Annotated in this window: 16 protein-coding genes; 12 read left to right on the plus strand and 4 right to left on the minus strand. The window is 32.8% G+C overall.

Going from position 1 to position 14427, the window contains the following annotated elements; genetic code table 11:
- The first annotated feature begins 52 nt into the window (after positions 1–52).
- The 6 genes from KAT95_02940 (at position 53) to KAT95_02965 (ending at position 5441) form a co-directional block, all read left to right on the plus strand.
- Complete coding sequence (locus tag KAT95_02940) at positions 53–1348, plus strand: type II/IV secretion system protein (protein MCK4520797.1); 1296 nt, start codon at positions 53–55, stop codon at positions 1346–1348.
- A 174-nt stretch (positions 1349–1522) separates the two neighbouring features.
- Entirely contained in the window at positions 1523–2554 is a 1032-nt protein-coding gene (gene ruvB, locus KAT95_02945) for a Holliday junction branch migration DNA helicase RuvB (GenBank protein MCK4520798.1), read from the plus strand.
- A gap of 64 nt (positions 2555–2618) precedes the next feature.
- A complete protein-coding gene (locus KAT95_02950; protein ID MCK4520799.1) occupies positions 2619–3818 on the plus strand; it encodes a lamin tail domain-containing protein in 1200 nt (399 codons plus the stop codon).
- A gap of 20 nt (positions 3819–3838) precedes the next feature.
- On the plus strand, positions 3839–4564 hold the full coding sequence (locus tag KAT95_02955) for a YebC/PmpR family DNA-binding transcriptional regulator (GenBank protein ID MCK4520800.1): 726 nt from the start codon (positions 3839–3841) through the stop codon (positions 4562–4564).
- 2 nt (positions 4565–4566) lie between these two features.
- Positions 4567–5037 carry a crossover junction endodeoxyribonuclease RuvC gene (ruvC, locus tag KAT95_02960; GenBank protein MCK4520801.1) on the plus strand — a complete coding sequence of 157 codons (471 nt, stop codon included), beginning with the start codon at positions 4567–4569 and terminating at the stop codon, positions 5035–5037.
- A 134-nt stretch (positions 5038–5171) separates the two neighbouring features.
- Positions 5172–5441, plus strand: a complete 270-nt coding sequence (locus KAT95_02965) for a hypothetical protein (protein ID MCK4520802.1) — start codon at positions 5172–5174, stop codon at positions 5439–5441.
- A 27-nt stretch (positions 5442–5468) separates the two neighbouring features.
- On the opposite strand, the gene KAT95_02970 is transcribed toward KAT95_02965, so the two are convergent.
- Positions 5469–6668 carry a tyrosine--tRNA ligase gene (locus KAT95_02970; GenBank protein MCK4520803.1) on the minus strand — a complete coding sequence of 400 codons (1200 nt, stop codon included), beginning with the start codon at positions 6666–6668 and terminating at the stop codon, positions 5469–5471.
- A gap of 73 nt (positions 6669–6741) precedes the next feature.
- Here KAT95_02970 and KAT95_02975 point away from each other — a divergent pair, with 73 nt between their 5' ends.
- The gene (locus tag KAT95_02975) at positions 6742–8691 is read left to right on the plus strand and encodes a PBP1A family penicillin-binding protein (protein MCK4520804.1); all 1950 of its coding nucleotides are present in this window, start codon (positions 6742–6744) and stop codon (positions 8689–8691) included.
- On the opposite strand, the gene dnaN is transcribed toward KAT95_02975, so the two are convergent.
- Both dnaN and dnaA read right to left on the minus strand, forming a co-directional pair.
- Positions 8678–9847, minus strand: coding sequence for a DNA polymerase III subunit beta (gene dnaN / locus KAT95_02980; GenBank protein MCK4520805.1), 1170 nt, complete (start codon positions 9845–9847; stop codon positions 8678–8680). The two genes, KAT95_02975 and dnaN, sit on opposite strands and share 14 nt — an antisense overlap.
- Before the next feature lie 167 nt (positions 9848–10014).
- Positions 10015–11373, minus strand: coding sequence for a chromosomal replication initiator protein DnaA (gene dnaA / locus KAT95_02985; GenBank protein MCK4520806.1), 1359 nt, complete (start codon positions 11371–11373; stop codon positions 10015–10017).
- 293 nt (positions 11374–11666) lie between these two features.
- Here dnaA and rpmH point away from each other — a divergent pair, with 293 nt between their 5' ends.
- The 5 genes from rpmH to KAT95_03010 all read left to right on the plus strand — a co-directional run bounded on the left by rpmH (position 11667) and on the right by KAT95_03010 (position 13695).
- Positions 11667–11801: a 50S ribosomal protein L34 gene (gene rpmH, locus KAT95_02990; protein ID MCK4520807.1), complete on the plus strand. Its 135-nt coding sequence runs from the start codon at positions 11667–11669 to the stop codon at positions 11799–11801.
- Positions 11802–11804: 3 nt separating this feature from the next.
- A complete protein-coding gene (gene rnpA, locus KAT95_02995) occupies positions 11805–12149 on the plus strand; it encodes a ribonuclease P protein component (GenBank protein MCK4520808.1) in 345 nt (114 codons plus the stop codon).
- Between the two features lie 53 nt (positions 12150–12202).
- A complete protein-coding gene (gene yidD / locus KAT95_03000) occupies positions 12203–12412 on the plus strand; it encodes a membrane protein insertion efficiency factor YidD (protein ID MCK4520809.1) in 210 nt (69 codons plus the stop codon).
- 73 nt (positions 12413–12485) lie between these two features.
- Positions 12486–13226, plus strand: coding sequence for a membrane protein insertase YidC (locus KAT95_03005; protein MCK4520810.1), 741 nt, complete (start codon positions 12486–12488; stop codon positions 13224–13226).
- Positions 13227–13230: 4 nt separating this feature from the next.
- Positions 13231–13695, plus strand: coding sequence for a hypothetical protein (locus KAT95_03010; protein MCK4520811.1), 465 nt, complete (start codon positions 13231–13233; stop codon positions 13693–13695).
- A gap of 76 nt (positions 13696–13771) precedes the next feature.
- On the opposite strand, the gene KAT95_03015 is transcribed toward KAT95_03010, so the two are convergent.
- Positions 13772–14427: hypothetical protein (locus KAT95_03015; GenBank protein MCK4520812.1), on the minus strand; the 656-nt coding region annotated here is incomplete at its 5' end.

A 14427-nucleotide genomic window follows, 5' to 3' on the forward strand; every position in this document is an offset into this window, starting at 1 on the left:
CTAGATTGTTTATTTAAGTTAAGTTGTAATAATATTTACTTATCTCTATAATATGAATAAAAAAATAACTGGTCAAATTATTATATCACCTCAGACCATTTCTAATATAGAAAAGAAAGTAAAAAATCTTTCTGGTTTCAAAAAAAACATTGAATCAGTTTTAGAAGAAAACATAACTGAAGTTTTAGAAAATATTTTAATAGGCGCAATTAATTTAAATGCTTCAGATATTCATATTGAACCAAGGAAAAAAGAAATAAAAATCAGAATAAGAATTGACGGAATGCTCCAAGAGATTATCTCTTTAGATAAAAAAATATTTGAATCTCTTCTCTCTAGAATCAAACTTTTAAGCGCTCTGAAGCTTAACGTTTCTGACCGTCCGCAAGACGGCAGGTTTTCTATTATTTCAAAACAGGAAACTATAGAAATTAGGGTCTCTTCCCTGCCGTCTGAATACGGAGAGTCAATTGTTTTAAGAATTCTAAATCCTAAATCATTAATTGAGGTTGAAGGATTAGGATTAAGAAAAGACCTGCTTGAACTCTTTTTAAAAGAAATAAAAAAGCCGAATGGAATGATTATTGTAACCGGTCCGACCGGCTCTGGAAAAACAACCACACTTTACGCTTTTCTTAAAAGAATTAAAAGCCCGGAAGCTAAAGTTATAACGATTGAAGATCCTATTGAATACCACCTCAAAGGCATCTCACAAACCCAAGTAGAGCCGGAAAAAGGATATGATTTTTCCAATGGACTTCGTTCTATTATGAGACAAGACCCAGACGCAATTCTTGTTGGAGAGATCAGGGATACAGAAACAGCTAAAATTGCCATTCAGTCCGCTCTCACCGGCCATTTAGTTTTGACTACCTTGCACACAAATGATGCTGCCGGAACTATTGCCCGTTTAATAAATTTAGGCGCCAAGCCGGTAAATATCGGACCAGCAGTGAATATGATTATTGCGCAAAGATTAGTAAGAAAAATATGCAAGAAATGCGCTAAATTAGAGAAAGCGTCAATACTGGAAGTTGAAAAATTAAAAAACGGGTTAAAGAGCCTTTCTAAAGAAATTAGTTATAAAATTGATAGTGATTTAAAAATTCTAAAGCCAAATGGATGCAAGGATTGCAATAATACAGGATACAAAGGAAGAACTGGAATTTTTGAAGCAATTTTAATTGATGATGTAATGGAAAACTTTATTTTAGAAAACCCTTCAATCTCTGCTTTAAGGAAGGCAGCATTTAAAAAAGGAATGGCAACAATGAAGCAGGATGGTTTTCTAAAAGTTTTAAATAAAGAAACCACTATAGAAGAAATAGAAAGAGTGGCTGGCGAATAGCCCGGAGCCGGGGACAGGACTTTAGCTTGAGAACTTAAAGTTCAGAATCTCTTTGAGGAATAAGCCAGCATTACCTGAATTATCCATTAACTGAAAGAAATTCCTATATCCCCGGCTCTGGGCTATCTTTAGCTTTAATTATAATAAATAATATGAATTTGTCAACCCCTACATATGATTATATCTAAAAAAAACAATTGTATTCTAAAAAAAGATAAATCCTGCAAAGATGACGAAATTTTAGATAATGCTTTACGGCCAAAAAACTGGGAAGAATATATCGGCCAGGAAAAATTAAAGAAAAATCTAAGAATAATTATTCAAGCAGCCAAGCAAAGAAAGGAAGCTCCTGACCACTTGCTTTTCTACGGAAGCCCTGGACTTGGAAAAAGCACAATTTCCCATCTCATTGCTAAAGAAATGGAAGCTGATATTAAAACTACCTCTGGCCCAGCCATTGAAAAAGCTGGCGATTTAGCTTCTATTCTAACCAATCTTGAAGATGGTGATGTTCTTTTCATTGATGAAATCCACCGTTTAAACAAGGTCTGCGAAGAAATATTTTACCCGGCAATGGAGGATTTTAAACTGAATCTTATCTTGGGAAAAGGCCCAATGGCAAGAACAATGGAAATGAAGCTGCCCAGCTTTACTTTAATAGGGGCAACAACCCGTTTAGCTCTTTTATCATCGCCTCTAAGAAACCGTTTTGGCGCTATTTTCCAAATTGATTTTTATGACTCCAAAGATATTGAGAAAATTGTTGAGCACTCCAGTAAAATTCTAAACATAGCGATAGAGCCAAAAGCAGTTACAATAATCGCTAAATGCTCGCGTTATACTCCTAGGGTAGCCAACCGCTTGCTGAAAAGAATTAGAGATTTCGCCCAGGTAGAAGGCGATGGAATTATTGATGAAAAAATCACTAAATCAGCTATGAAGTTTTTAGAAATTGATGAGCTTGGATTAGAGCCAGGCGATAGAAAAATTATTCAAACAATTATTAAAAAATTTGAAGGAGGTCCAGTAGGATTAAAAACCCTGTCAGCTGCTACTTCTGAAGAAGAAGACACTATTTTAGACATCTACGAGCCATACTTAATGCAATTAGGATTTATAGAAAGAACTCCTAAGGGAAGAATGGCTACTTTGAATGCTTATAAACATCTTGGGATAAAATATAAGAGAGAACAGAATCTGCTTTAAACAGAATTTAAACAATCTTTGCACTGCTTTTAAACAGTTTTTAAACAGTTTTTTTTACAGCAAAATGGAAAAAACTTTAAAATTTTTTTTGTTAATAATTATAGCACTAATCGGTTTTCAAACCGATTTTATTTTGGCTGTTGAAAATTCAGTAGTTATTAACGAAATTGCATGGATGGGTACTAAAAACTCTCATAACGATGAATGGATTGAATTGTATAATAATAGCTACACTAATGTAAATCTTGATGAATGGATATTAAAAGCTAATGACAAAAGCCCAGAAATTAAATTATCTGGTTTTATTTTATCTAAAGGCTTTTATCTTTTAGAAAGAACTGACGATGACAGTGTAAATGAAGTTTCTGCTGATATAATTTATAAAGGGGCTTTAAATAATAAAGGAGAAATTTTAGAGCTCTTTGACAGTAATGACAATCTAATTGATAAATTAGATTGTCATGAAGCATGGTTTGCTGGAGACAATCAATCCAAACAAACTATGGAAAGGAAAAATAGCAATTGGCAGACAAGCCAAGAGCCAGGTGGAACGCCAAGAAGAGAAAATAGCGATGGTAAGTCCGATGACGAAGAAGCTAATTACGAGGATGATAACGAGGCCAAACATCTTATGGATGTTCCGCCTCGAAATAATTATCCTTCTGGGATAGTTATTAATGAAGTACTCCCCTCGCCCGAAGGTCCGGATGCGGAAAATGAATGGATAGAGATTTTTAATAAAAATAATTTTGATGTAGATATTTCAAAATGGAAAATTTCTGACACTATTGGTAAAGTTAAAGAATATATTTTCCCAATAGGAACAAAAATTTCAGGAAAAGGGTTTTTGGTTTTAGAGCGTCCTGAAACAAAAATTACCCTAAACAATAATAGTGATGGATTAAAAATTTTTAATCCTAATAAAGAAATTGTTGACGAAGTAAGTTTTGAAAAAGCGATTTTGGGACAGTCATATAACAAATTTGAATTTAACTGGCAATGGTCAGAAAATTTAACACCAGGATCTATTAATGTCCTGTCATCTCTAAAAGAAAAATATACAGAGACCCGATCTCTGTTAAGTGAAAGAGCCACAGAGAGCGGATCTCTGTCAGACGACTCTATCGAAGCAAGCATCAGCCAAGGATTTAAAGGATTCTACGAGAACAGTTCTCGTAGAATGGCTATTGTAATCGCTTTAATAATTTCTTTTTATTCAGCTGTTATTATTTTAATTTTAAAAAAGAATTTGAAAAGTAATTAAAAATTTAGTAAGATGAAAACATGAGCGGACATTCGCATTTTAGTTCAATAAAGCATAAAAAAGCCATTACTGACGCCAAACGCGGTAAAATTTTCTCTAAAATAGCCAGGCAGATTCTGATTGCTGTTAGAGAAAAAGGAAACGACCCGGAAACCAACTCTGGCTTGCGCTTAGTTGTTGAAAAAGCTAAGTCAGTGAATATGCCAAAAGATAATATAGAAAGAGCGATAAAAAGAGGAACTGGAGAATTAGAAGAAGAAAAACTGGAAGAAGTAATTTATGAAGCATACGGACCCTCTGGAATAGCTATTATTATTGAAGCAATTACTGATAATAAAAACAGGTCGTTGGGAGAGATTAGACAAATTTTAAATCAGGCAAACGGCAAGCTGGCTGGAGAAGGCTCAGTTAAATGGATGTTTGAGAGGAAAGGAGCTATCACAGTAAACAATGAGCAGAAAACAATGAACAAAGAAGATTTAGAGCTAAAAGTAATAGAGGCAGGAGCAGATGATATTTACTGGCATAATTCTCTTTTAGATATTTATACAAAGCCAGAGGATTTAGAAAAAGTTAAAAAAAATATTGAAGCGCAAAACATTGAAATTGAATCTGCGTCATTGGACTGGGTAGCAAAAGAGGAAATTAAATTAGAAGAAAAAGATAAACAAAAAACAGAAAAATTATTTGAACTGTTAGACGAAAACGAAGCGGTTCAAGAAATTTATTCTAATCTTAAAACATAACTATGATTATTATAGGTATAGATCCTGGTATTGCTACTACTGGGTACGGCATAATAAAAAAAACTCAAAAATCAAAAATCTTAAGGTGTCTTGGATATGGATGCATCAGCACTAAACCAGGATTTAGCGACGGAGAAAGGCTTAAAAAAATAAATACAGAACTTAATAAAATAATTAAACAATACAATCCAAAAGTAATGGCAGTAGAAAATATATATTTTTTTAAGAATTTAAAAACCGCTTTTCCCGTGAGCCAGGCAAAAGGAGTAATATTGTTTACAGCTGCTAAGAAAAAAATCCCTATTTACGAATTTACTCCTCTTCAAATAAAAATGGCAATAACAGGTTATGGAAAAGCAGACAAACAGCAAATTCAAAAAATGATAAAGGTTATTCTTAATCTAAAAGAACTGCCAAAGCCAGATGATGCTGCTGATGCCTTGGCAACAGCAGTTTGTTATACTAATTTATGATAAAAAGCCTTGACAAGTTTTTAAAAACACATATAATGGAGATATAGCTTGGAAAGGTCGATGATAATAGAGTAGAAATTAAAAATCACTCTTTTTTTATTTACTGTGAAGAGAGTGATATTCTTTAAAAAATTATGATTTACGAATTTACTAGTGAAGGAGAAGAAGAAACAACTGACGCTCCTGAAACTCCTGCCACTGACGCTCCTGTAGAAGGAGAAACAACTAATCAGTTGGAAGGAGAAGAAGCTACTGGAGAAGAAACTCCTAAAGAAGAAGCTGAAGGAACTCCTGAAACCGAAGGAACTCCTGAAACCGAAGGAGCACCTAAGGAAGTCCCAGAAACTGAAAAAACTACTGAAGAAGGTTCTGAAGAAAAACCAGAAGAAACTCCAGTTGTGTAATTTAAAAATCCCGCCTCTGCGGGATTTTTAAATTATCTTAATAAATCTTCTTTTCCCGACTTGAATTATTATGCCTTTTTTTATTTTAATCTTTGCCTGCCAGTCATTTTGAATTTTATTATCTATTTTAACTCCCTTTTGCAAGACCAATCTTTTAGCTTCTGACTTTGAGGAAGCTATTTTTATTTCCTTCAACAAGTCCAAAATATCCCAATCGCCAGCCTTCAACTTGATTGCAGGGATTTTAGACGGCAGTTTTTTTTCTTTAAAAACCCTGTTAAATTCCTTTTCAGCCTTTCCTGCCGCTTTTTTACTATAATAGAGAGCAACAATTTCCCGAGCCAATCTTTGTTTTAAATCCTTGGGGTTTATTTTTTTTAATTTTAAATCTTTTTTTACCTGAGTAATCTTTTCTAATGGAATATCTGTGGCTAATTCAAAATAATGAAGAATTAAATTATCAGGGACAGACATTGTCTTTCCATACTGCTCTGTCGGAGGTTCAGTAATCCCAATATAATTATCTAAACTTTTACTCATTTTGTCTTTGCCGTCTAATCCAACCAGAAGCGAAGTAGTCATCACATCCTGTTGAGGTTGATTAAATCTTTTCTGAAGCTTTCTGCCCATCAACATATTAAAGGTTTGGTCGGTCCCCCCTATTTCAAGGTCTGACTTTATAACTATGGAATCATATCCTTGTAAAATCGGGTAAATTATTTCATGGGGATAAATATCAATTTTTCCTTTCATTCTCTTTTCAAAATCATCTCTTTCTAAAATTCGAGCTAAAGTAATTTTACTGAATAGTTTTATAAAATCGTCTGGGGCCATCTTATCGTACCACTCACTGTTTCTTTTAATTTCTATTTTTTTTGTATCAATCACCTTTCTCACCTGTTCAAGGTAGGTTTTAGCATTCTCATTGACTTGTTTATTTGAAAGTTGAGGCCGAGTTTTTGATTTGCCTGAAGGGTCGCCGATTCTACCAGTAAAATCACCAATAATAAAAACGATTTGATGCCCCAGTTTTTGAAATTCTTGGAGTTTTTTTAAGGGAACAGTATGACCTAAATGAATATCAGGTCTTGAAGGGTCAACTCCAAATTTTATTCTTAATCTTTTTCCGGAAAGCAGTTTCTTTTCTAAATCTTTCTTTATAATCATTTCTTCTACTCCTCGAGTCAACACCTCTTCAATTTTTTCAGGATTGGTATCTATTTTCATACTTTTATGATAGCAAAAGTATTTAAATTTGCCAAATAGGATAAAATCTACTAAAGTTAATGGTAGAAAGTCTATGGCAAAAAGAGTATATCATCGAAAAATATTTGGAGAAAATAAAAAGATAAGACAGATTAAAAAATTGGCAAAATTTTTAGTCTTTTGTTTTGGCTTTTTGTTCTTTGTTCTTTGTTCTTTGTTCTTTTATTATGCCAAAGATCTACCCAGGCCGGAAAACTTTATGGAAAAGGTCTTCATTGAATCAACAAAAATATACGATCGGACTGGCGAAGTTCTTTTATATAATATCTATGGAGAAGAAAAAAGAACCATAGTCTCCATAGAAACAGTGCCAGAGCAATTGATACAAGCAATCATCACAGCAGAAGATAGATCTTTTTATAAACACCATGGAATTGATTATAAAGGCGTTACAAGGGCTGTCCTGACAAATCTTAAATTAAAAAAGCCTGCGCAGGGCGGTTCTACTATTACACAGCAATTAATTAGATCTAGTTTTTTAACCCTAAGTAAAACAGCTGAAAGAAAAATAAGAGAGATTATTCTAACAATAGAGCTGGAAAGAAAATATACCAAAAATGAAATAATGGAATGGTATTTAAACCAAGTGCCCTTCGGCTCCAACGCTTATGGAGTAGAAGCGGCAAGCCAGACATATTTCAAAAAACCAGTTCAAGACCTTTTTCTGGAAGAATCTGCTATACTGGCTTCGCTTATCTGCGGGCCAAGCAGGCTTTCTCCTTATGGGAAAAACAAAGACCGTCTACTGGGAAGAAAAGACTATGTCTTAGACGCAATGGCAGAGCAAGGATATATATCTAAAAAACAAGCAGAAGAAGCAAAGAGAAAAGAAATAATTTTTGCGTCTAAGGCTGTGGAAATAAAAGCGCCTCATTTCACTATCTATATTAAAAGCAAATTAGAAAAACAATACGGAAGCGAATTTTTAAAAGAAAACGGATTAAAGGTCTATACCTCTCTGGATTGGGATCTTCAGCAATTAGCAGAAAAATCAGTGGAGGAGAGAGTAAAAATTAATGAAAATTACCAAGCGCATAACGCGGCATTGGTTGCCTTAAATCCGAAAAACGGCGAGGTTTTGGCAATGGTCGGTTCAAAAGATTATTTCGCTGGATCCTATCCAGAAGGATGTACTTCAGGAAAAGATTGTTTATTTGAACCAAAGGTAAACATTCCTATTTACGGCATTGGAAGGCAGCCAGGCTCTGCTTTTAAGCCGTTTGTTTATGTTACTGCTTTTCAAAACGGCTATGACGATGAAACTACGGTGATAGACGAAAAAACAAACTTTGGCCTTTGGGGAGATAAAGAATATGTTCCTCAAAACTATGATAATAAATTCAGGGGAGAAGTAACCTTAAGAGAAGCATTAGCTCAATCAATTAATGTGCCAGCAGTAAAAGTTTTAGTCAATTTTTGCGGCCCTACAGTACAGGAAAGCATTAAGAACAGCGTTGAGACAGCTCAAAAATTAGGGCTTACTACTTTAAGACCTCCTTATGGACCAGCCATTGTTTTGGGCGGCTGGGAAGTAAGATTACTGGAAATGACCTCTGCCTATGGCGTTTTTGCAACCGAGGGTTTAAAGGTGCCGCCAGTAACTATTTTAAAAATTGAAGACGCGCAAGGCAATATAATAAAAGAAAACAAAAAAAACCCTCAAAGGGTTTTAGGAATTCAAGAAACTCGCCTGCTCAACGATATTCTTTCAGATAATGAAGCAAGAGCGCCTCTTTTTGGATATAATTCATCTCTATATATTAAAGATTTTGATACAGCTGCTAAGACAGGAACTACTCAGGAATATAAAGATGCTTGGACAATCGGCTACAGCCCCTCAATTGTATGCGGCGTTTGGGCAGGAAACAATAATAATTCTCCAACAAGTAAAAAACCAGGTATTACCCTGTCTGCGCCTATTTGGAAAGCATTTATGTCAGAAGCTCTTAAAAAATTCCCCAAAGAAGAATTTATGTCGCCTTAATCGGCATTATTACATAAAGATAACTTTCATCGCCTACTGGTTTTAAAACAGAAGGACCGTCTTCTTTATTTATATCAAAAACAACTTCTGAGCTTTTTATATTAGCTAATCCTTCAATTAAGAATTTCCAATTAAAAGAAACTTTTATTTCCTTGCCTGTTATATTACATGGAAGAATCGATTTATTTTCACCAAGCTCTGTGCTTTGAGAAGAAATTTCTATCTGCTTCTTTTCAGGCACTGCCTTTAACTTAACCTCATTAACCTTGCCGCTAAAAAGAGAAGCTGTTTTTATTTTATTTAAAAATTCATTTTTATCTAAAATAGCCCGTGTTTCATATTTTTTAGGAATAATCTCCTGATAATCTGGATAGTCGCCTTCAATCAAGCGGGAAATAAGTTGAATTTGCGGTTTAGTAATTTCTGGAAACAATATCTCAAACAGGACTTGATTAGAGGAGAAATAAATTCTAATCTTTTTAGAATCCATTTTTTTAACAGCATCACTGTCTTTTTCGGAAAAAACATTAAGAAGCTCTCTACTTGTTTTTAACGGAAGAATAAAAGAATATCCTTGCTCAGGAATTAAATCGCTGTCTATTTTATTTTTAAAATAAAGTGTTTTTTCAGCCAGTCTAAAACTATCAGTGCTTGTTATTTTTAATTGGTTTTTTTTAAAATTAAAATATATTCCAGATAATTCCGCTCTGGTTTGGCTAGGGCTTGTGAAGGCAATTACTTGAGAAATTCCTTCATAAAAAGGATTAATATTAATTTCTAAAAATTTTTCATTATCAATTTTAGGAATAATTGGAAACTCTTCTGTTTTCTGTCCTTTAATTTGCGCTTTTTGATTTTTACACTCAATATGTAAAATATTATTTTTTACATCTAATATTATTTTCTCATTAGGAAGAAAATTAATAAAATTAGACAAAAACCTGGCTGGAATAGTTATTTTCCCTTGTTTCTCTACTTTAGCTAAAACCCAGTATTTTATTCCTACTTCAAGGTCAGTTGTAATAAGATTTAGAAGATTGCCTTCAGTTGAAATTAAAACATTATTTAAAATGGGAAGAGTAAGATTTTTACCAGTTATTTTTTCTACAATATCTAATCCTTTTTTTAAATTTTCTTTTAAAATTACTATTTTCATATTATTAATATTAGTTAATTAAATAAATTTGTTATTATTGTATCTGTGTATAATTTTATTTTTAATTCAACTCCTTAATAAATAGATTGTGTAAAAGTTGTTTATTAAAAATAATTTATTTTTCTTTTTTTATGCCTAAGTTTTTCTTCACCTTTTCTCCACTTTTTCTAAACAGAATATATCCTTTGTTTTATTAAATTAATTTCTTCAAAAAGTTTTTCATTTTCTTTTACTTCTTTAGAAATTTTTACAAAAGCGTGAATAGCGGTAGTATGGTCTTTGCCGCCGAATTTCTTTCCGATAAAAGGAAAAGAATAATTAAGTGATTCCCTTAAAATATACATTGCTACTTGACGAGGAACAACAATTTCTTTTTTTCTTGAAGCAGCGATAATCTCCTTCTCTTTTAAGTCGTAGAATTCAGCCACTGTCTGGATGATTTTTTTAGGGCTTATTATTCTTGCTGGAGCAGAGATAATGTTTTTTAAAAGTGTTTTTGCCACTTCAAGATCCGGTGTTTCATTATTTAGTTTTTGATAAGCGATTAATCTATTCAGGCCGCCCTCTAACTCCCTAATATTTTCTTTAATATTGGAACTAATATACTCTAATACATCATCAGAAAGGTTTATTCCTTTTTCCTGGGATTTAACTTTTAAAATAGCCATTCTTGTTTCATAATCAGGAAAACTAATATCAGCAATCATTCCTCCTTCAAAGCGGGAGCGCAGACGTTCTTCTAAATTGGAAATAGCTTTCGGCGGGCGGTCTGAAGAAAGAACAATCTGTTTGCTATTTTCATATAGAGTATTAAAAATATGGAAAAATTCTTCTTGAGTTTTTTCTTTTCCAGCTAAAAATTGGATATCGTCAATAATTAAAACATCAATTTTTCTATGGTTGTTTTTAAATTCTTCAATACTATGGTTTTTGATTGAGGAAACAACGCCGGAAATGAATTTTTCGCCAGTGATGTATCTTATTTTCTTGTCTTGGAAATCTTTTTTTATTTTGTTCCCAATAGCTTGTATGAGATGGGTTTTCCCCAATCCTACTCCGCCATAGATAAATAAAGGATTATAAGCTAATCCAGGGCTTTTAGAAACAGCCAAAGCTGCGGCGTGGGAGAGTTCATTAAAAGCTCCTACTACAAAGTTCTCAAACAAATAACGTGGGTTTAAATTGGTAATTTTATCAACTTTGAATTCTTGGAATTGAAGCTGTTCTTCATTTGTATATGAGTCTATAATATTAGATGACTCTTTTTTTATTTTCAATCCAGCTCTGGGAACCTCGTATGTTACTTCTTTTACTTCTTCGTTTAAGCTGTGGGCGATTTTTAAAATAGTTTTACTATATTTATTTTCCAACCATTCTTTAGAAAAGTGATTAGGGACAGAAACTATGAGTCTGCCTTCTTTTTTCAAAAGAATTTTTGTGTTTTTAAACCATGTAGCGAAATTAGCTGGAGAAGTATTAAACTGAATTTGGGCAAGTATTGCCTGCCAGAGTTCTTCTTTAGTCACGTTCCTTCACTTCGTTCAGTCAAGTTTAAAATTAAAAGTGAAAAATTAAAAATTAACTTTTAACTTAAAACTTTGACTTTGAACTTTTAACTTTCTACTTTTAACTTATTCCATCATATCATATTGGCGAATAAAGACAAATTGACTTTAAATAAATTAAAAAGTCAAAACACAGTAAAAACTTGTTGATAATCTGTGGAAAAAGTGTGGGAAAGAACATAACACATAACTATGTGTTGTTTTTTATTTTTAAATATGATAATGTTAAAATGTTATTATATCAAAATGTTATTATGAGCATTACATACAATCCTAAAAAAAGAAAAAGAAAGAAAACACATGGGTTTTTAATTAGAAAAAGAACCAAGGGCGGGAAAAAAGTTATTAATAGAAGAAGGAAAAAGGGCAGGAAGAAACTTAGTGTTTAATATATGTTTAGCCAAAAAAATCGTTTAAGGAATAAAAAAGATTTTGACAGAGTTTTTAAAAAAGGCAAAGGGTATAAGCAGGGCTTTTTATTTTTAAAAGTTTTAAATAATGATTTAGGATTTAATAGATTTGGCATTATTGTTAGTAAGAAAATTTCAAATAAGGCGGTAGTTCGCAATAAAGTGAAAAGGCAGTTGAGGGAGATATTAAAGAGAAAAATAAACAGGATGAAAAAGGATTTAGATATTGTATTTTTAACTAATAGCGGAATAGAAAAACAAGGCTTTAAGAATATAAAGCAAGAAGTTGAAGAAATTTTAAAAAAAGCAAAAATTTTAAATTCCTAATCCAAATATATAACACATATAGCACGGCCGTGGTATATGTGTTATAGAATAAATTGTTTAAAAGATTAATTCTTAGAATTATAAAATTTTATCAGGGATTTATTTCTCCTGGATTAGGAAAGCATTGCCGTTTTTATCCCAGCTGTTCAGAATATTGTTATTTAGCTGTTCAAAAATATGGTATACTTAAAGGGTTGTTTTTAGGAATAAAAAGAATTTCAAGATGCCATCCCTGGAATAGAGGCGGAATAGATATGCCGTAACATATTAACATTCTAACAAAAGATAAAATCAGAAATGTTAAAATGTTTAAATGCTAAAATGTTAAAATGACTTATGTTTGAATTATTTACTTCATTTTTCTATACAGTTCTTCAACAGCCATTATTTAATGGTTTAGTTTTATTATATAAGTATATTCCAGGCCATGACTTTGGCATTGCTGTGATTGTCCTAACTATTTTAATAAGATTAGTAATATATCCTTTGAGCGCTAAAGGGATTAAAGCGCAAAAAGAACTTTCTGGATTACAGCCGAAAATGAAGGAGATCCAAGACAAATTTAAAAACGATAAAGAAAAACAAGCTAAAGCAATGATGGAGCTTTACCAAAGGGAAAAAGTTAATCCCCTTTCAGGTTGTCTGCCATTATTAATTCAGCTTCCTATTATTATTGCTCTTTATAGAGTATTTTGGACATTTGACTCTAACGGACTTCAGGGGTTATATTCTTTTGTGCATTTTTCTAATCATATTAATACTTCTTTTTTAGGGATGGTAGAGCTTACAGAAGCATTTTGGCCGTTTGCTATTTTAGTTGGCGTCTTGCAGTTTTTCCAGACAAAAATGATTATTCCAAAGCCGGGCAAGATTAAACATGGTTCTAAGGACACAATGGCGCAGTTTTCAAATATGATGCAGAAGCAAATGCTTTATTTCTTTCCTGTATTTATTGTTTTAATCCTTTGGGCGCTGCCTTCAGTTTTAGCTTTATATTTAATAGTGTTCACTTTGTTTAGCATTGTCCAGCAATATTTCACATTAAAAAAAACCGAGACCGGGTCTCTGGATAATTAAAACTATGGTTAGTCAGGAGAATTTAAATAAAATTAAAAAAATCACACAAGAGTTTTTTAAAAAAATGTGTTTTGAACCAGAAATTGAAGTAAAATCCTTGCCTGACGAGGAATCTGTTTCTATTGATTTAACAATGGAAGAGCCGCAGGTTTTAATTGGCGAAAACGGGCGCACTTTGGCTGAAATCCAGCATCTATTGAAAATAATATTAAGAAGAGTAATAGAAGAGCAATTCTATGTTAATATTGACATTAACGATTATAAAAAGAGAAAAACAGAGTATTTAAAAGAAATGGCTCGTTCAGTGGCTGATGAAGTAGCTTTGTCTAAAAAAGAAAGAGTTTTAGCTCCAATGTCTGGATTTGAAAGGCGAATTATCCATTTGGAATTAGCTGATAAAGAAAATATTGTTTCAGAAAGCATTGGCCAAGAGCCGGAAAGAAGAGTGGTTATAAAACCACGCCCATAATTGCTTAACCTGGTTAAGCAATACCAAAAAAAACCGCTAAGAAGCGGTTTTTTGCTTTAAAACCTTTTTTGAGGATTTATTCTGCAGGCACTATTGTCACTGAACGGACTTTATCTCCATCTGGTTCCGGGTCATAAATATAGCTTCCTCTTATAGTTGGTATACATCTTGTGATATCTGGTTTTTCAATTTTAAAAAGCTGGCATCTTACATCATCATTCAAAGGATAGGTTTCTTTTAAATACGAATTAGTTAAAATAACCACATAGGGTCCGTTGATTTCAAAAGATATGATGCGTCCGTCCCAAGAAACGTAAGCAGGACTATCAAGTGACATTCTAAGTACTCCGGAGGGTGTAAGTGGAACTTCCCATTTATCTCCTTTGCAATCAATTGAATCATAAAAAACTACACTACCAGATGCTTCTTTGGAATAGTCAGTATGAAAGTAATGTATAGAAGAAAGTGTTTCGTTTCCGATTCTTGGATAATATACAAATTCGCTTTCTATCCCATAACATTTAGCTCGTTCGTTTAAGTTTTCTATTAAAAAATCTGCTGGCTCGCTACAAGAAGCTAATCCGCATCTTCCTTTAAATTCTTGATAAGTAAATAAAACCGCTTTTCCAATCAAGTCCTCTGAAGGATGTTTAATTTTAAGTGATTGCGTTTTATTATTCCAATCACCAAGATTGGCTGTGCTGCAGGAGAGATATAAAGGTGGTCTTTCAT

The organism is Candidatus Parcubacteria bacterium (assembly GCA_023131895.1).
In the GTDB taxonomy this organism is placed as follows: Bacteria; Patescibacteriota; Minisyncoccia; order Minisyncoccales; family JAGMDC01; genus JAGLYZ01.